General features: G+C 55.5%; 19 protein-coding genes and 3 tRNA genes. 6 read left to right on the top strand and 16 right to left on the bottom strand.

The features are described from left to right. Positions 1-195: 195 nt before the first annotated feature. The 7 genes from BSK21_RS05630 to BSK21_RS16030 form a co-directional block, all read right to left on the bottom strand. A tRNA-Ile gene (locus BSK21_RS05630) sits at positions 196-271 on the bottom strand. Positions 272-361: 90 nt separating this feature from the next. Next, positions 362-437: transfer RNA gene (locus BSK21_RS05625), tRNA-Val, on the bottom strand. 52 nt (positions 438-489) lie between these two features. After that, on the bottom strand, positions 490-1,068 hold the full coding sequence (locus BSK21_RS05620; RefSeq protein ID WP_067548708.1) for a histidine phosphatase family protein: 579 nt from the start codon (positions 1,066-1,068) through the stop codon (positions 490-492). Positions 1,069-1,126: 58 nt separating this feature from the next. After that, positions 1,127-1,202 (bottom strand) — tRNA-Val (locus BSK21_RS05615). A gap of 18 nt (positions 1,203-1,220) precedes the next feature. Then, positions 1,221-1,595 carry an HU family DNA-binding protein gene (locus tag BSK21_RS05610; protein ID WP_082959400.1) on the bottom strand — a complete coding sequence of 125 codons (375 nt, stop codon included), beginning with the start codon at positions 1,593-1,595 and terminating at the stop codon, positions 1,221-1,223. Positions 1,596-1,722: 127 nt separating this feature from the next. Next, positions 1,723-4,134 (bottom strand): endopeptidase La, encoded by a 2,412-nt coding sequence (lon, locus tag BSK21_RS05605; protein WP_067548710.1) that lies wholly within the window; start codon positions 4,132-4,134, stop codon positions 1,723-1,725. Next, a complete protein-coding gene (locus BSK21_RS16030; protein WP_198039383.1) occupies positions 4,040-4,366 on the bottom strand; it encodes a hypothetical protein in 327 nt (108 codons plus the stop codon). Before BSK21_RS16030 ends, lon begins: the two co-directional genes overlap by 95 nt. 98 nt (positions 4,367-4,464) lie before the next feature. On the opposite strand from BSK21_RS16030, the gene BSK21_RS05600 reads away from it, so the two are divergent. From BSK21_RS05600 to BSK21_RS05590, 3 genes are all read left to right on the top strand, one after another. After that, positions 4,465-5,193 (top strand): hypothetical protein, encoded by a 729-nt coding sequence (locus BSK21_RS05600; RefSeq protein ID WP_156529558.1) that lies wholly within the window; start codon positions 4,465-4,467, stop codon positions 5,191-5,193. A 187-nt stretch (positions 5,194-5,380) separates the two neighbouring features. Beyond that, the gene (locus tag BSK21_RS05595) at positions 5,381-5,893 is read left to right on the top strand and encodes a GAF domain-containing protein (RefSeq protein ID WP_067548715.1); all 513 of its coding nucleotides are present in this window, start codon (positions 5,381-5,383) and stop codon (positions 5,891-5,893) included. A gap of 11 nt (positions 5,894-5,904) precedes the next feature. Beyond that, positions 5,905-6,420, top strand: coding sequence for a hypothetical protein (locus BSK21_RS05590; RefSeq protein ID WP_067548718.1), 516 nt, complete (start codon positions 5,905-5,907; stop codon positions 6,418-6,420). 3 nt (positions 6,421-6,423) lie between these two features. Here BSK21_RS05590 and tgt read toward each other — a convergent pair whose 3' ends face one another. From tgt to BSK21_RS05575, 3 genes are read right to left on the bottom strand one after another with little or no spacing between them, the layout of a single operon-like run. Then, on the bottom strand, positions 6,424-7,551 hold the full coding sequence (tgt, locus tag BSK21_RS05585) for a tRNA guanosine(34) transglycosylase Tgt (protein ID WP_074038977.1): 1,128 nt from the start codon (positions 7,549-7,551) through the stop codon (positions 6,424-6,426). Positions 7,552-7,609: 58 nt separating this feature from the next. Continuing rightward, positions 7,610-8,122, bottom strand: coding sequence for a hypothetical protein (locus BSK21_RS05580; protein ID WP_067548721.1), 513 nt, complete (start codon positions 8,120-8,122; stop codon positions 7,610-7,612). 1 nt (position 8,123) lies between these two features. Next, positions 8,124-8,651 (bottom strand): GAF domain-containing protein, encoded by a 528-nt coding sequence (locus BSK21_RS05575; protein ID WP_067548724.1) that lies wholly within the window; start codon positions 8,649-8,651, stop codon positions 8,124-8,126. A 206-nt stretch (positions 8,652-8,857) separates the two neighbouring features. On the opposite strand from BSK21_RS05575, the gene BSK21_RS05570 reads away from it, so the two are divergent. Continuing rightward, positions 8,858-9,220 (top strand): SUF system Fe-S cluster assembly protein, encoded by a 363-nt coding sequence (locus BSK21_RS05570; RefSeq protein WP_067548726.1) that lies wholly within the window; start codon positions 8,858-8,860, stop codon positions 9,218-9,220. Positions 9,221-9,256: 36 nt separating this feature from the next. After that, complete coding sequence (locus BSK21_RS05565) at positions 9,257-9,622, top strand: iron-sulfur cluster assembly accessory protein (protein WP_067548729.1); 366 nt, start codon at positions 9,257-9,259, stop codon at positions 9,620-9,622. Positions 9,623-9,632: 10 nt separating this feature from the next. On the opposite strand, the gene BSK21_RS05560 is transcribed toward BSK21_RS05565, so the two are convergent. Beyond that, on the bottom strand, positions 9,633-10,550 hold the full coding sequence (locus BSK21_RS05560; RefSeq protein ID WP_067548732.1) for an isopenicillin N synthase family oxygenase: 918 nt from the start codon (positions 10,548-10,550) through the stop codon (positions 9,633-9,635). 117 nt (positions 10,551-10,667) lie between these two features. On the opposite strand from BSK21_RS05560, the gene tpiA reads away from it, so the two are divergent. Continuing rightward, the gene (gene tpiA, locus BSK21_RS05555; protein ID WP_067548735.1) at positions 10,668-11,417 is read left to right on the top strand and encodes a triose-phosphate isomerase; all 750 of its coding nucleotides are present in this window, start codon (positions 10,668-10,670) and stop codon (positions 11,415-11,417) included. Between the two features lie 54 nt (positions 11,418-11,471). Here the strand turns inward: tpiA and BSK21_RS05550 are convergent, their stop codons facing one another. The 5 genes from BSK21_RS05550 to BSK21_RS05530 all read right to left on the bottom strand — a co-directional run bounded on the left by BSK21_RS05550 (position 11,472) and on the right by BSK21_RS05530 (position 17,952). Further along, positions 11,472-12,893, bottom strand: coding sequence for a TRAP transporter large permease (locus BSK21_RS05550; protein WP_067548738.1), 1,422 nt, complete (start codon positions 12,891-12,893; stop codon positions 11,472-11,474). A gap of 4 nt (positions 12,894-12,897) precedes the next feature. Further along, the gene (locus BSK21_RS05545) at positions 12,898-13,578 is read right to left on the bottom strand and encodes a TRAP transporter small permease (protein ID WP_067548741.1); all 681 of its coding nucleotides are present in this window, start codon (positions 13,576-13,578) and stop codon (positions 12,898-12,900) included. 92 nt (positions 13,579-13,670) lie between these two features. After that, positions 13,671-14,687 (bottom strand): DctP family TRAP transporter solute-binding subunit, encoded by a 1,017-nt coding sequence (locus tag BSK21_RS05540; RefSeq protein ID WP_067548744.1) that lies wholly within the window; start codon positions 14,685-14,687, stop codon positions 13,671-13,673. Positions 14,688-14,959: 272 nt separating this feature from the next. Next, the gene (locus tag BSK21_RS05535) at positions 14,960-16,195 is read right to left on the bottom strand and encodes a sigma-54 dependent transcriptional regulator (RefSeq protein WP_067548747.1); all 1,236 of its coding nucleotides are present in this window, start codon (positions 16,193-16,195) and stop codon (positions 14,960-14,962) included. Further along, the gene (locus BSK21_RS05530; RefSeq protein WP_067548750.1) at positions 16,192-17,952 is read right to left on the bottom strand and encodes an ATP-binding protein; all 1,761 of its coding nucleotides are present in this window, start codon (positions 17,950-17,952) and stop codon (positions 16,192-16,194) included. Before BSK21_RS05530 ends, BSK21_RS05535 begins: the two co-directional genes overlap by 4 nt. Between the last annotated feature and the right edge of the window lie 56 nt (positions 17,953-18,008).

Raw genomic sequence — 18,008 nt, 5'->3', positions numbered from 1 at the left:
GTACGCTCAGGGTCGAGAGCAGCCGTAGATAGAATCCGCGATGAAATGGTCGATAGACAGACCAAATAATTGCTCACCACAGAATCCAGATAGATGAGCAAAATCATATAGATATACCCAAACCCCAACCGCAAACCACATGAAATGGCCCCCAAAGCGAGCAAGCTTATGGTTTATCGACAAGTGGGGAAGGATTGGTAGGCCCGGCAGGATTTGAACCCGCAACCAAAGCGTTATGAGCGCTCTGCTCTAACCATTGAGCTACAGGCCCCCGCCCGCTTGCTACAATCCTGTGCCAGACGCGTCAATGCGCAACGCACACGAATTGACGAGTGATAGTCGGTTATGAATGTGGGGAAAATGGTGGGTCGTGAGAGACTCGAACTCCCGACATCTTCGGTGTAAACGAAGCGCTCTACCAACTGAGCTAACGACCCGTGGCGGCGTAAGTAGCCGCAGATTCTCAAAGGGGCAAGACCCCAATGTCATCTATTTTTCAAAAATCTCATGTTGGCCGTTTTTTATCCGAAAAATAACGCCCTGCCCGCCGTCGACTCGGCCAATATCGTCAAGGCTCAGCCCCAATGCCCGCGTCCGCAAGAAGCGCGAGGTAAAACCGTGGGTGATAATCACCGTGGGACGCTGGATTTGGTCCAACACCTGACCGACACGATCCCATAATGCTGGAAAGGATTCCGCATTGGGCGCGCGACGGTAGAATTCGATGAAATGTTCATCTGGCGACGGTGCAGGCCATTTCGCGTCGATCTCTGATCGCGACAGCCCGACCCAGTCTCCCATGTGGATTTCGCGCAAACCATCGACAGCAACGACTGGACAACCTGTTACTTTGGAAATCGGCTCAGCAGTGGCCAAGGCGCGACCTTGAGGGCTGCTCCATAAATCATGGGTGTCTGGATGAATAACGCCCGCGAGCGTGGCGGCTACCTGATCCGCCTGCGCACGACCTAGCTCTGTCAGCGCCGAATCCAACCCGCCCTGCATACGCGCAGCGCGGTTCCATTCGGTTTCACCATGGCGGATGATGTAGAGCTCAGGCAGGGTCATGGCGTGACTTATCCACCAAAAAACAAAAGGCGCAACCCGTGGGATGCGCCTTGTATTCTGGTGGGTCGTGAGAGACTCGAACTCCCGACATCTTCGGTGTAAACGAAGCGCTCTACCAACTGAGCTAACGACCCGTGGCGGCGTGATTACCCTTACTCGTCTTCATCCGCAAGAGGGGTTTCGGAAGAATTTGCATCAACCTTCACAACGGGCTTTGACAGCTTCACTTTGGCGATGACTACAGTACCGTTTGCAGTGTCTTTGGTCCGGTTCACCATGATCTTACCAAAGGGCGGCAGCGACAGCTCTTTGTCTTCGGTCAGTTCCTCGCCCAATTGCGCGAGGATCGCCTCAAGCGCGGGTTTGACATCTTTCTTCTTAAGTCCAGAGCGCGCAACAACGCGGTCGATGAACTCCGGCTTCTTCACCAAAACGGTTGTTGTTTCACCTTCCGACGCAGGCGTCGCTTCGGGGGATTCTTTAACCGCGGCAGGTTTGCGTTTGGTGGTTTTAGCGGTGGTCGCCATAATAAATTGCCTCAAATAGATTGATTGTTTCTACCCTAGTAACTCCGCTGATGGTTGTGCAGGGGGTATTCAATGAAAATGATATGATTTTCCAATAAAAAAGGGCGCCACACGGCGCCCCTTTCCATTAATGTGCGATGGCCCCTGCCCCATCTTCGCCCCTTGCGAGGGCACGGGCGGCGGCGGCTTCTTCTTCCGCCTCTTCGTCCCATTCGACAGGCACCGGTTCAGCGATCAACGCGTGCTTTAGAACCTCAGACACGTGGGTGACTGGAATGATCTCAAGCCCAGATTTCACGTTGTCCGGAATCTCTGGCAGGTCTTTGACGTTCTCTTCGGGGATCAGCACGGTTTTGATACCACCGCGCAGCGCCGCCAAGAGTTTCTCTTTCAACCCACCAATCGCGGTCGCATTACCACGCAGCGTCACCTCACCCGTCATCGCGATGTCCTTGCGAACAGGGATCTGGGTCAGAACCGACACAATCGCAGTGACCATCGCCAGACCAGCCGACGGACCATCCTTGGGCGTTGCGCCATCGGGCACGTGAACGTGGATGTCCAGCTTATCGAAACGCGGCGGTTTCACACCAAGTTGTGGTGAAATGGACCGAACATAAGACGATGCCGCCTCAATCGACTCCTTCATCACATCGCCGAGCTTACCAGTGGTTTTCATCCGACCTTTACCCGGCAAACGCAGCGCTTCGATCTGCAACAGCTCACCACCGACCGAAGTGTAGGCCAGCCCTGTCACGACACCGACCTGATCCTCTTTCTCAGCGAGGCCAAAGCGGTGACGCGGCACGCCGAGGAAGTCATCGAGGTTCTCAGCCGTCACTTGAACGCGATCAGTTTCCTTTTTCACGATCTTGGTTACGGCCTTGCGGGCAACTTTAGCGATCTCGCGCTCAAGATTACGCACACCAGCCTCGCGGGTGTAGGTCTGGATGATCGCGGTCAGCGCATCGTCTGTGATCTCGAACTCCTTGGCGTGGAGGCCGTGGTTCTTGATCTGCTTGGCCAAAAGATGCTGTTTCGCGATCTCGCGTTTTTCATCTTCGGTGTAGCCAGAGAGCGGGATGATCTCCATCCGGTCAAGAAGCGGACCAGGCATGTTGTAGCTGTTCGACGTGGTCAGGAACATTACGTTCGACAGGTCGTATTCCACCTCGAGGTAGTGATCCACAAAGGTCGAGTTCTGTTCCGGATCGAGCACTTCAAGCATGGCCGACGCAGGGTCGCCACGGAAGTCCTGTCCCATCTTATCGATCTCATCGAGAAGGATAAGCGGGTTCGTGGTCTTCGCCTTTTTCAGCGCCTGAATGATCTTACCGGGCATAGAGCCGATGTAGGTCCGACGGTGCCCACGGATTTCAGATTCATCACGCACACCGCCGAGGCTGATGCGGATAAACTCGCGCCCAGTGGCCTTTGCAATCGATTTACCTAGCGAGGTTTTACCCACACCCGGAGGACCGACGAGGCACATGATCGGCCCCTTCAATTTCGCGCTCCGCGATTGCACGGCGAGGTATTCGACGATCCGCTCTTTGACCTTTTCCAGACCGTAGTGCTCGGCATCGAGGGTTTCCTCGGCCCGCCCCAAGTCCTTCTTCACGCGGGATTTGGTGCCCCACGGAATATTCAGCATCCAATCGAGGTAGTTGCGCACCACCGTTGCCTCTGCGGACATCGGCGACATGTTCTTGAGCTTCTTCACCTCAGCGTCGGCCTTTTCCTTGGCCTCTTTCGACAGCTTCGTCGCAGCGATCTTTTCTTCGAGTTCGGCGATTTCGTTCGCGCCGTCCTCTCCATCGCCCAACTCACGCTGGATCGCCTTCATCTGTTCGTTCAGATAATACTCGCGCTGGGTCCGCTCCATCTGGGACTTCACACGGGTTTTGATCTTTTTCTCGACCTGCAGCACAGACATTTCGCCCTGCATCAGGCCATAGACCTTTTCCAGTCGTTCACTGATCGGCAACGTCTCAAGCAGCGATTGTTTCTGCTGAACATCAACACCCAAATGGCCCGCCACGAGGTCCGCAAGTTTTGCAGGCTCTGTCGTGTCGCTGACCGCAGCCAGCGCCTCTTCGGGGATGTTCTTTTTGATCTTAGCGTAGCGTTCGAATTCCTCGCCAACCGACCGCACAAGGGCCGCCAATTCGTCCTCGGCACCCGGAATTTCGATCAGTTCATCGGCCATCGCTTCAAAGAAGTTGTCGTTCTCGATAAATTCGGTGATCCGTACGCGTTTTTTACCCTCGACGAGCACCTTCACGGTGCCATCAGGCAGTTTCAGCAGTTGCAGCACATTCGCCAGAACACCCGTCTGGTAAATGTCCTTGGTGGTTGGATCGTCCTGCGAGGGGTCAATCTGGCTCGACAGCAAAATCTGCTTGTCGTCCTGCATCACTTCTTCGAGTGCCCGCACCGATTTCTCACGCCCGACGAACAGCGGCACGATCATGTGAGGGAACACAACGATATCGCGCAGCGGCAGGACGGGATAGGAGGTGCTGAAGGTTTCTTCCATGCTCTTGTCCTTTTTTTGGCAAAACGATCAGGTCCCGCAAGTCGGCAACCGCAACCGTTTCCACTAGAGGATACACATGGGTCGAAGTGACCATGATTTCAAGCATCCCCGTTTGGCCCAATGTGCCTTTTGCTGCGAACAGGAGCAAGAGCCAGTTCCGCAAAATACCGCCCTTTTGCCCTTTGCGGGACACATTTATACGCAACTTTTGGGTGATTAATTCTGATTTCATTACCCCTAAGCGAGACAGGTCAATCATATGATAGAGTTCTTGAGCCATCATTATCGGCGCGTCGCGTTCCGGCGGTCTTCACGCTCTTTGGCGCAGTATTGATATCTGGCCCAACTTTGGCCGCTCTGACGGCTGGGTTTGCGGCTGCGATCGCCGCGGTTTACATGGTCTACGCTATGCCAAAATATCGCAAAGCCTGCGAAAGCGGCGCGGTGGGATTGTTCGTCGCCGCATTGATCCCGATCCCTGCAGATGCCCTCCCCCCCGCCATCGTCGGCCTCGCCTTTCTGTCTCACAGCATTTTGTACGGCCACTGGTCCGATGCGCTCGGCCTCAGCCTCTCTGTGCATGCGCAACACAAGGGCGAACTTGGCGGCCAAGCCGAAGACGTCTGGATCAGCCTTGTGCCAGCCGAAGGGCACCCCTCTGACTTCTGGAACCCTGACCTGATCGACTACAACCGCGATCCCGAAGACCCAGATACAGTTTACCTTCGCTTTCGCGACGAAACGGGGCTCGCCGAAGAGATGACACTCACTTTCATTTCGAAAACGACTGGGAATTACTGTCGCTATTTCCTCGAACGCGACGAACCCCTCGGTCGGGACGATATGACCGTGACAATCGCCATTGCAGAGATTGACGACGGCCTCTGCCTCGTTGAGACCGAAATCAAACAAGATGCCCTACCCCCACGCATCGCCCTCGCCCGCTGGTTTGACAATCAAATCGGGATGAGCATCGATGGCGTGTCCGCAGCGCTCAAGGGAAAACGCGCGATGAAACTACGACAGAGGCAAAATTTGACTGCCCCAAAATACGTATAATCAATGTAAGTTTACGACGAGGCACAGCAAATAACCAAACCGATCGCGAAAATTTCACCAAAAAATCAAATATTTAAAATACACTATTCCACCCAAACGACTATACGTTAGAACACTAAACTCTCAACCCGATGTGGTATACCATGGCCAGTCGTAACAAACCGTCGCACAGGACAGCCGAACTGCCATGACATCGATCACCCTTGACGATATGCTCGCTGTTGCGACGCCCCAAGATGTCTTGGAAAAGATCGAATTGACCAATTCGCCCGTCCTCGACAAATTGGCGCGGAGCTGTGCTAAAGTCACAAAACGCCCACATGTTAACATCGTTCTCTACTCCGCAGACGAAGTGTATACGATAGGCAGCTACAACCCCGTCTGTATGCGGATGAAGCGGACTCTTTACGGACCGATCCTGCAAAAGCCGATTATCGAACTGTCTGATTTCGTTCTTCAGAGCACTCATTCGGATACGCAAACGATAGCCCAGATGAAATCGTTCACTATGGCGACCATCAACGTCGCTGGTGAAACGGTCGGCGGTATCAGCGTCCACGATTATCAGGAATGTTCTACCCTCACAGAGTCGCAGAAGGACTTCCTTATTCAAGCCGCCCAACTTGCCGCCTGCGTGATCGAAACCAAAGCCAGATTAAAGACGACGCTCATGAACGCCTTTAGTCTTTCGAACTTTTAGAACGGACGATCATGGACATCTTAGAACTGCTCAGCAAAGCAGATAGCGAACACGAGCTCATCAAAGTCGGGATCGATCCAGGCGAGCATTATGATAACATCGCGGCTATGTTTGCCCATGCGACTGGTGCCGATATGTCGGCGATCTGGCTGGTACTTAAAGGCGAACAGCTTCTTATTGGATCACATAACACACCGTCACCTCTCCCAGAGCCGCCCTTCTTGCATCGCGATCTCGGCGGGAAGGTCTTTTATGAATCGATCTCTGACGAACAGGCTGCAGTGATCAAATATCCGCTTATCAACGGCGAACTGGCCAGCATGCGCAGCGGATATTACCTCGACATCACCTACAAAAAACAAAAAGTCGGCTATGTCGCGATGGCGTTTGAAACCCGCGTGGGAGAGCCTTCGCCAGAAATGGTCGATACATTGTTTTCGCTGCGCGACCTGACGATCTCTGTCCTGCAAGGGCGCGCCAATGCCCGCAAAATGTTAGGTGAAATGCAGGCTGTTGTTAAGCGATAAGCCCTAAACGGGTTCGATATCGCCCTCAGCACGCTGCGCATGGAACGCGGCCTCCCATGCAGCAAAGCGTCCCTCAGCAATCGCGTCGCGCATGCCCTGCATGATTTCCTGATAATAATGCAGGTTGTGCCACGTCAGCAGCATCCCAGAAATCATCTCACCCGCACGGAAAACGTGGTGCAGATAGGCGCGGCTGTAATTTCGGCACGCCGGGCATGTGCAATGTTCATCGAGCGGACGCGGATCGTCCTGATGGCGTGCGTTTTTGATGTTCACCTGACCACGACGCGTCCAAGCCTGCCCCGTGCGTCCCGACCGTGACGGCAACACGCAGTCCATCATATCAATCCCACGTTTAACCGCACCGACAATATCGTCAGGTTTCCCAACGCCCATCAGGTAACGCGGCTTATCCGTCGGCAGATAATCTGGCGCATAGTCCAGAACGCCAAACATCGCCTCCTGCCCCTCACCCACGGCAAGACCGCCCACCGCATAACCATCAAAGCCAATATCGACCAAGGCCTTAGCGGATTCTTCGCGCAGATGCGGCGTCACCCCACCCTGCATAATCCCAAACAGGGCGTGCCCCGGACGGTCACCGAATGCATCACGGCTCCGTTGTGCCCACCGCATCGACAGGCGCATCGATTCAGCGACACGCTGATCATCTGCTGGCAACGCAGGACATTCGTCAAAACACATGACAATGTCAGAACCGAGTAGTTTTTGGATTTCCATCGACCGTTCTGGCGTCAGGAAATGTTTTGATCCATCCACATGACTGCGGAAAGTCACACCCTCTTCGGTCAGTTTTCGTAGATCAGCGAGAGACATCACCTGAAACCCGCCGCTGTCGGTCAGGATCGGTTTGTCCCAATTCATAAACTTGTGCAGCCCGCCCAAACGATCGATCCGCTCTGCTGTCGGTCGCAGCATCAAATGGTAGGTATTCCCGAGAAGGATATCCGCACCCGTTGCCGCAACGCTTTCGGGCATCATCGCCTTTACCGTGGCCGCCGTCCCTACGGGCATAAACGCCGGTGTGCGAATATCGCCGCGCGGCGTGTGGATCACACCGGTGCGGGCCTTGCCATCAGTTGCGTTCAGGTCGAATGAAAAACGGGTCATATCTCTCTCCGGTCGGACCGTGTGCTGATACGCCGTTCCGAGCCAGATGAAAAGATGATCAGGCGCTGAAGGCCGCGGTTAGATCATTCAGCATTGCCTTTATATTCGAATGTTCCACCAAATTTGACACCACGATCTCGGCCCAGAGCGCCGCAATCTCTGCGGCCTCGTCACCGACCTCTTCGGCTGGCCTCTCAAATCCAATGGTGATTTGACCAACCACCACCGCCATATCGACCAATGGGATTGCCATGACAGACCGACAGTTTCCCGCAGCACCATTGATCATCGGATGATCTGGGTGAGCATTTGGGTCCAAATCCAAAAGGAAAATCTTCTCTGCATTGGTCAGGCGGGTTTGATCGAGCATCACGATATTGCTCGGAACCTTATGCGCACCAATCATCAAGTGCTCGTTATCGGGCAAATACAGCCAAATCGCGCCATGCTCCCCATCGACCGACAGGGTCGCAATCCGCGCGGCACGATCATAGCTTTCGGTCCGCTGGATCCCCAATTCCGCCAGTTTCGCCCGAGTGCTCTGTGCTGTGATGATACGCGTTCTCGGCATGCTACGCTCCGTATGAGACAGGTTCGGAATGCAATTGATAGGCGATGAATTTCAACCGTGCCCGACGCATGACCAGTTCCTGTGCGGTCTGCGCAAGGTCTTTCAAAACAGTCCTCTGGTTTTCCGTCAACGGGTCTAGGACACGTGGTGAATGCACCGCTATGCCCCCAATCGATTGGCCCTCATACTTCATCTCGCACAATGCCAACGCACGAACATCAGGCGCCAATGCACTGAAGTTGTTACCCAATTTCAACTGACAAATCGCATCTTCGTATTCCGCGAAACCGTCTTTGAAATCGTAGTCGGGAACGGTGCGACGAACTTGGCTGCGCTTGAGGTTATAGCCGCCGATCACGATGATTTCGTTTTCCCAACACAAATAAACGCTCGCGGCCGCACGATGCGATGCCATCCCCGCAAAACGGGCGATATCGTCGAAATCACCAAAGCGTTCCATCTGGAGCTGCCGAAGAGCTCCAGCAATTCCATGTCGCGACACAAACCCGTCGAAAGACAATGCAAACATATCTCTACCCTCACCCGTGGTTAATATTTACCAATAAGTTGTGGCGAAAATAGGGAGAATCTCAAAAAGTTGTATCAATCTATTTCATAATGCTACTCGGGCACGAAATTTATTGCTACCACAGAAACAATAACGGCGCATTGCTGGTCTTTACCCTGACGGGATTAAAACCTATATGAATGGTCAGGAATTTACAGGGCCGTGACATGACTGACTCTCAAGCCAAACTCGAAGGCACACCGCTGATCGAACCATCGACAACTGACCACCCTCTTTATGACGGCGTGGTAGAGGCGTGCCGCACCGTGTTTGACCCCGAAATTCCGGTGAATATCTTCGATCTTGGTCTCGTCTACACGATCAAGATTAATGACGAAAACGATGTTAAGATCATCATGACCCTCACCGCCCCCGGCTGCCCTGTTGCAGGCGAGATGCCCGGTTGGCTCTACGACGCGATCAGCCCTGTGGCTGGTGTTAAATCCGTCGACGTGGAACTGACATGGGAACCCCAGTGGGGCATGGACATGATGAGCGACGAAGCCCGCCTCGAACTGGGCTTTATGTAAGCTGACCGCCCCGCTGCAAGGGGCAAGGAGAGACCGATGTTCGGCATTCCTGGCAAACAGGCCGTAACCATAACCGACCGCGCTGCCGCGCAAATCGCGAAACTGATGGCCAAAGACGGGCATCAAGGGCTGCGCATTGGCGTGAAAAAAGGCGGCTGCGCAGGCATGGAATACACCATGGACTACGTGGACGAAGTAAACCCGCTCGACGAAGTCGTCGAACAAAACGGCGCTCGCGTCATGATCGCTCCGATGGCACAGATGTTCCTCTTTGGAACAGAGATCGACTACGAGGTTTCGCTCCTCGAATCCGGCTTCAAATTCAAGAACCCGAACGTCGTCGATGCCTGCGGCTGCGGCGAGTCGATCAAATTCGACGAGAGCCTGACCAAGTCAGACTGATCGCTGTGACCTACGCGCGCTTTAGGTGCAGGTAGGTCTCGTCGAACCGTTTCTGCAAATGATCGACCGCACGGATCACTTTGCCCGACCCGATCGGCGCAACATTGGTGTCATGGTTCGGGTTAAAGAACAAAGGCACCGAAATTCGTTCATGATCCTGCCCGACCACACGGTGCGGGGTCGCAACAACGCGGCCATCGGTCCACATTTCCAGCATCTCACCAAAGTTAATGATGAAATCACCGGGTTCAGCGCTGACCGCGATCCAGCCACCGCCGCGCTGACGCACCTCCAACCCATCTGACCCGTCCGTAGCAAGGAGCGTCAGACAGCCGTAATCCGTATGCGTGCCGATGCCAAAATCCTTTTCGGTCGCCCACTCAGGCCGCTCTGGGTAGAAATTCCCGCGCAACAGCGCCATTGGGGTCGAGAATTTGTCGGTGAAATAGTCCCGATCTTCGCCAATCGCACCCGCAACCGATTTCAGTAAATCAAGCGCGAACGCAGTCGCATCACGGTAATAGTCACGCAGCAGATCGGCAAATCCCGCTGGTGTGTCTGGCCATTGGTTCGGCGCATAGGCCGACACTTCAGAAAGTGGATCACCGGCAGGAAGCTCCAAACCACAATCGAAAACCTGTTTGTAGTCAGGGTTCGCATCGGGGTCGACCTGTTCAGATCCAGCAGCACCCCATCCACGGTTGGACCCCGTTTTTGCCATATCCACCGCTTCTTTGGCCGCAGCAGGCAGATGGAAAAACTGGCGGTATCCTTCGATGACCTCACGCACGCGATCCCCAGAAATCGGCGTGTTGTAGATGGTCAGGAACCCGACATCCGACGCCCCTACCCTCACATCCGCGATGGCCTGTGCATGGCCTTCATGCGTGGGATCGATCAATGCTGCAGCGTCAATACGCGGGATCATGGCACTCTCCGGTTTACGTTGGGGCGCGTTTTTTAAGATATGGCCAGCGAACGCAAGGGCTTTTCCATTCTCGCGGCAGTTGCTAACCCTAGTTCAACCATATTTGAGGAGACCCCCATGCGCCGCAAACTCGCCGCCGGAAACTGGAAAATGAACGGAACCGGAGGCAGCCTGTCAGAGGTCACAGCCCTCTCAGCGGCCTACCCTGCGCCCAAAGTGGACCTCCTCCTCTGCCCGCCGGCCACACTTGTCGCGCGTATGGCGGACACGGCCAAAGGCAGCGCGATTGCGGTTGGTGGTCAGGACTGCCACGCGAAATTGAACGGCGCGCATACGGGCGATATCTCTGCCGAGATGCTGATTGATGCAGGCGCGTCCCATGTGATCCTCGGCCACTCTGAACGTCGCACCGACCACGGTGAAACGGACGCCGTCGTTCTGGCCAAATCAGAGGCGGCGATTGCGGCTGGCTTGATTGCTGTAATCTGCATCGGTGAAACGCTCGATGAACGCGAAGGCGGTAAAACCCTTGATGTCGTCGGCACGCAGCTCTCTGGGTCTACCCCCGATACGGCAACAGGCGCGAATACCGTAATCGCTTACGAACCAGTTTGGGCGATTGGCACGGGCAAGGTTCCGACCCTCGACCAAATCGCCGAAGTGCATGGCTTTATTCGTGCGGAATTGGTGAAACGGTTCGGCGACGCGGGCAATGCGTTCCGCGTGCTCTACGGTGGCTCTGTAAAACCCTCGAACGCGGCAGAGATTTTCGCTGTTCAGGATGTGGACGGTGCCTTGGTCGGTGGCGCGAGCCTTAAGGCCGCAGACTTTGGCGGGATCATCGACGCGCTCGAAGCTGCAGTTTAATTTCCCCACCCTTTCCAATAAAAAACGGCGCCCCTAGAGGCGCCGTTTGTCGTTTTAGCGGACCACAATCTCTGGTCCCATCAGACTGGTCGGCAAGACCGTCGAAATCCATGGGACGTAGGTGATCAGGATCAAGAAGACAAAGAGCACAGCGAGGAAAGGCAGTGCCGCCTTGACCACTTTCATCATCGGCATCCCTGCCACACCCGAGGTCACAAAGAGGTTCAGACCAACGGGCGGGGTGATCATGCCGATCTCCATGTTCACGACCATGATGATACCGAGGTGGATCGGGTCGATGCCCAACTCCATGGCAATCGGGAACACCAGCGGTGCGACGATCACGATCAGACCCGACGGCTCCATGAACTGACCACCGATCAGCAGGATCACGTTCACCATGATCAAGAACATAATCGGGCCAAAGCCAGCGTCGAGCATCATACCCGCGATATGCTGCGGGATTTGTTCGTCGGTCAGCACGTGTTTCAGGATCAGCGCGTTCGCGATGATGAACATCAGGGTGATGGTCAGCTTACCCGAGTCGAGCAAGGTGCGGCGGGTGTCCTTGTGGAAGAACGCCGTGACCAAAGCCTGTGGTTTCTTCCAAAGAGGGATCGCACCGTTTTCGCCGGCCAGTGGGCCCATGTCGCGATAAATAAAGGTCGCAACGATGAACGAATAGATCGCAGCAACGGCAGCAGCCTCGGTCGGGGTGAACGCGCCACCTTTCCAGTAGAACAGGCTCGCCCCTTCTTCAAAGCGGATCCAAGGGTGGCCATAGATACCGCCCATGATGATCACGATCAGCAACAGGCCCCAGAGTGCATCTTTCAACGACGCACCGATCTCGCCCCAGCCCTGCCATTCGCCCTTGGGCATGTTTTTTACACGCGCCATGACGTAGATGGTGACCATAAGCATAACGCCAGCCAAAATGCCTGGGATCACACCAGCGAGGAACATGCGACCCACCGATACGTCGGTTGCAGAGGCGTAAACCACCATAACGATCGACGGCGGGATCAGGATGCCCAAGGTGCCCGCGTTACAGATCACGCCTGCCGCGAATTCCTTGGTGTAGCCAACCTGACGCATCGCCGCGATCACGATAGAGCCGATGGCAACCACTGTCGCAGGCGACGACCCCGACAGGGCTGCGAACATCATACAGGCAAACACGCCCGCAATCGCCAGACCGCCCTGCATGTGACCTACACAGGCGATCGAGAAACGGATGATCCGCTTTGCCACGCCACCCGTCGACATGAACGACGATGCGAGGATAAAGAACGGGATCGCCAAGAGCGTATAGTGCCCAGCCATCGCCTGATACATCGACTGCGCCACTGAGGCGAGCGAGGTTTCCGAGAAGAACAGCAGGAACAGGATCGACGAGAAGCCCAGCGACACCGCAATCGGCGCGCCCAAGAGCAACAGCCCGACGATCATCAAAAAGAGGAGTGCGACGGTCATCGGATCAGTTCTCCTTATTGAGGGCCGCGACTTCTTCGACGGCATCCTCGGCTTCGTGGCTGACGATCAGGGAGCCGTCACCGGCCTTGATCAGACGCAGGGTGGCTTCGATCACACGAACAACCATCAGGAATGCGCCGAACGGCAAAATGAAATACGGAACAAGGCGGGGCATCTTTTCGTAGGGTTCGCCTACGTTAAAGGTGTTTTCCAGCCAGCCTTGCAGGAACGGGATCGGGATCTGCTCGGTTTCATACCAGCCTTGATCGCGGGTGTTTTCGAACCCTGTGGGGAACCAACGACCGCTGGTGGCATCAAAGCCCGCAAACGGCGCCCAGTAATCCCAAGCCCCTTTGAGCAGGAGCAGCATATACGCCAAGGTGATCAGAGCCGCTATCAACGACATAACGAACCGAACACGCGGGTTCACGATCGCCAAGATAGCGTCCACGCCCAAATGCATCGTCACCTTGAAACCATAGCTGATGCCAAACAGCACAAGCCACGCAAACAGGATCAAAACCAGCTCAAGCCCCCAGATCAACTGAGAGTTAAATGCATATCGCAGCACCACGTTCGCAAAAGTCACCAATGTCATCAGCCCCAAGAGGAGCGCGATAAAGGTCTCTTCGAATTCGTGGATTGCCCGCGATACGGGCCCCTTGGGCACATATTTTGTCGCCATGACAGTCCCCTACACCATTGGATGTAAAAAAGGCGGGCACCAGTGCAGCGCCCGCCGATAGAGCTGGGCCAGCCGAAGCCAGCCCAGATAGATTAGCCGCCGAACTGAGCGTTGAATGCCTGTGCAGCGTCGATGTTTTCTTGGCCTACGTCCTCAAGGAACTTCGCCCACACCGGCTGCATCGCATCAACCCAAGCCTGACGCTGCTCTGGTGTCAGAACGCGGATTTCGCCGCCAGCATCGATGATCGCCTGACGTGCTTCTGCGTCGACTTGGCCAACAGCAGCGTTACGCTCGGTGGTCACTTCGTTGAAGATGGTCAGGAACTGATCACGGGTCGCCGGATCAAGGCTGTCGAGCCAGTCAACCGAAGCCACAACAAGGTAGTCCAGAACACCGTGGTTGGTTTCAGTGGTGCCGTCCTGAACTTCAAAGAACTTCTGACCATAAACGTTCGACCAAGTGTTCTCTTGACCGTCAACAACGCCAGTCTGAAGCGCGCCGTAAACTTCGGAGAATGCCATCGGCTGCGGCGACGCGTTCAGTGCTTCCATCTGAGCAACCAGAACGTCCGAGGTCTGGACGCGGAATTTCAGGCCAGCAGCATCCTCAGGTGCGATCAGCGGAACGTTCGCCGAGAACTGCTTCAGACCGTTGTGCCAGAAACCCAGACCCTGCAGGCCACGGCGCTGCATGGAATCGAGCATTGCCTGACCAGTGTCAGACGACTGGAATGCGTCAACAGCTTCGATGTTCACAAACATGAACGGAAGGTCGAAAATGCGGAATTGTTTGGTGAAGGTTTCGAACTTCGACAGCGACGGTGCAGCGAGCTGAACGTCACCCTGAAGCATCGCTTCGAGAACTTGGTCATCGTTGTAAAGGGTCGAGTTCGGGTAAACTTCGACGCACATCGTGCCGTCCATCTCAGCGTTTACACGCGACTGGAGCAGGCTTGCAGCGATCCCCTTGGGGTGCTTGTCGGTGTTGGTCACGTGCGCGAATTTGACGACGATCTCGCCTTCGTCACAGCCCATCGGGTCAGCATAAGCAGCGTTTGCAGCAACAGCCAAAGCAGCGGCGGATACCGCGTATTTCATGAATTTCATTTGTTCCTCCCAAAGGATATTCGATCGCCCCATTGAGGGCGGGTGACAATAAAAAGCGACAGCTAGGCAAACCACGCAAGGCTATATTGCGCGGGACGCATACTTCGCTATTAACCTTTTATTTACAGCAAGTTGACAGCAGTCAACTTTACCACTCACCCATTCTGCAGATGCAAAGTGGCGGAAATCCACACACACTGTTAGCGCTGGATGTGCGGAAATCCGCACACCCCAAACGAAGTGTGAATCACCAAAAAGAGATCAAACCGTGATCAATCGCGGTAAAGCTCAGCCTTAATCGCGTGCTTTGCGAGTTTGTCGTAGAAAGTCTTGCGCGGCAGTTTCAGGTGCTTTGCCGCGACAGTCGCATTGCCGTTGTGACGGGTCAGCGCTGCAATGATAAGTGACCGTTCAACCTGTGCCATTTGTTCGGCAAGACCCAATTCTTCGGCATGTGTCCCTTCGCCATCCGACAGCCCCATAGCAAAGCGCATAGCCGCATTCATCAGGGACCGTGCATTGCCCGGCCAATCTTGGGCCATAAGTTTTGAAATCACTTCTGGCGTGATCTCTGGGACAGGAAGGTCAGATTGCTCACAGGCGATATCAACGTAGTGACGAAAGAGCACTGGAATATCTTCGGGACGTTCCCGCAGCGGCGGAATACGAATGGTTGCCGCCTGCAACCTATAGAACAAGTCGGGCGAAAACCGTCCCTCTTCTACCTCTTTGGAAAGGTCGGCATAAGTGCCCGCAATGATACGAGGCCGATCATGCCCTTCCATTGCGTCAAGGAGCGCAAATTGCGCGGCGGGTGACAACCGCAACACCTCGTCCAAAAAGATCGACCCATCCGCCGCATCCCGCAGCGCGACCGCCAGCGTCTCGCCCGTCATGGAGGCCGCCGAGAATTTAAGGAACGGCGCGTTCGACCCAACAGACAAGAGGTGCACCACCTCTGCCATCTTAGCCGTCCCGACCCCCGGTTCGCCCGTAATCAACACGTCGGCAGTCGTCCGCGCAACCGCACGCGCGGCCTCTCGCATTTTATGAGAGTGTTCCGATTGCCCGCGCAACAGCCGTGCCGCCGCATCGCCCGTCTCGACCTCGCGGCGAAGACGACGGTTCTCTAGGATCAGGTTTCGGGTTTTGAGCGCACGTTCAACAGTGGTGAGCAAATCCTTGGGCGAACATGGTTTTTCCAGAAAACTGAACGCACCACCAGAGATACCTCGCACCGCCATCGGCACGTCAGCCTCACCCGTCAAAAGGATCACGGGCAGTTCACGATCGACCGATTGCGCAAATTCCAAAAGCTGGAACCCGTCCTTGCCGGGCATCCGCACATCAGTGACGACGACACCGTTAAACGACTTTGCGATGTGGTCTTTGGCCTCAATAAACGACCCCGCAAGGATCGGTTTCAGATCAGCCAGTTCGAGCGTCTGCCCCAGTGCCTCGCGCACTTCTTTGTCGTCATCGACCAAGAGAACATGTCTCGCGCTCATGCTGCGTCCCGTCCTTTTGTAGCGTCCAATTCAACGGTGAATATGGCACCGCCCTCGGGATGATTGCGACCACGGATTGCGCCGCCAAAACTCTGCACCAGACCATAGGAAATCGAAAGGCCCAGCCCCATGCCTTCTGCAGCACCAACCTGTTTGGTCGAATAGAACGGATCAAAGATCTTTTCAGGCTCTGCAATCCCGGGCCCTGTATCACGCACAGAAACCGTCACACGATCCCCTACCATCACGTCGATATGCACAGCCTTATCATCTTGGCCTTCCATCGCGTCGATGGCGTTGGAAATGAGGTTCAACACCACCTGCTGCAAGCGCACTTCCCCTGCCCTAACCCAAATCGGCACATCGGTTTTTTTCCAGTGCAAAACCGCGCCTTCTTGGCGTGCTTTGGTCGCAGCCATCTCCATCGCGGCTTCAATCGCGGCGCCAACCTCAACATCGGTGAGCGGTTCGCTCTCTTGACGAGAAAAGGCCCGCAGGTTGCGAATGATGCGCCCCATGCGGCGGACAAGTTCAGAAATACGGTTCAGGTTTTCGGCGGCCCGTTCGGGTTTGCCCCGTTCAAGAAACGCTTCGGCGTTTTCAGCAAAAGATCGGATCGCCATGAGCGGTTGGTTCAATTCATGACTGATGCCAGCCGACATTTGCCCCAAGGCAGATAGCTTGCCCGCCTGCACCAGATCATCCTGCGCCTTTTTCAACCGCGCCTCTGCTGCGGTGCGTTCAGCCACCTCACGACGAAGGTTCACAGCGACGGCTTCTAGCTCTGACGTCCGCCGTTTCACTCGCGCCTCAAGCAATTGGTTTGCCCGCGCCAATGTCCGCCGCCGTTCAGTCGCCAGGAACAACAATGCGCCGAACGCCAGTGACAACGCCGCCGCAACTGCGGCTTGAAGCCCCGCGATCTGCCTTGCAGGGGCCACGTCCAACAGTGCCTCCCCCATCAGGCCAACGGTTGGCATACTGAGCGTCAAATGCAGCGCTTCATTCGGGAGGTAACGCCCGCCATCGATTGCCCAGATATCATGTGGGCCACGCATCCTGCTGTCGTAGTCAAAGAACGGCGCAATGTCGTCGGCGCGGTAGTCATCGCTGTCAGCCGCAGCGGAAATGTCATTCGATCGCGAACGGAACACCAATTCGGAACGGTTTGAGACAAAGACAACGTCCAGCTCATCGGTGAACAGAACCGCAGGACGATCGCCGCGCCACGAGGCTTCGATCGCTTCGACGTCGACGGTGACAGTTACCGCGCCCACAACGGGACCTTCGGTGCTGAACACGGGCGAGGTAAAGGTGAACACACGCCGCCCGAAGGGTTCGCTGAAATAGTGATCGACGCCTAGTGCGCCGCTCATTGCGCGTTTGAACCCGTAGCGATCGACCTGTGGCGCCGCTATCCCACGGGCGCTGGCCAGAACGTCGCCCTCCGTGTTCGACACCGTCACATCGAGAGCGCCCGTTTTATCGGCAATCTGCGCAAGCGTGGATTTCGCGTCCCACCCAGCCAAGGCGACTCCGACCACAGGATGATCCGACACGAGGGCCGCGAGCTCACGAAAGCTCTGTAATTCGCTGGTCAATCGGTCGGCAGCCAAGGCCAAGTCCGACCGCCCCCGTCGCGCCAATTGATCCAAGGCCGCGCCATAGCCCCACCACCACACAGCGCCCGTCAAAACGCCCAAAAACCCCGAAAACAGGGCAACGGCGATTAGACGGTGAGAGAGGCTCGAACGCATTGGGGCAGAGTAGAAAATCCCGCTTGTCTTGACCAGAGAGGATCGTCAAAGTTGCG

Source organism: Marivivens sp. JLT3646 (genome assembly GCF_001908835.1).
GTDB classification, from domain to species: Bacteria; Pseudomonadota; Alphaproteobacteria; order Rhodobacterales; family Rhodobacteraceae; genus Marivivens; species Marivivens geojensis.
The sequence above is the reverse complement of the archived record's forward strand: the minus strand, read 5'-3'. Positions and strand labels throughout refer to the sequence as shown.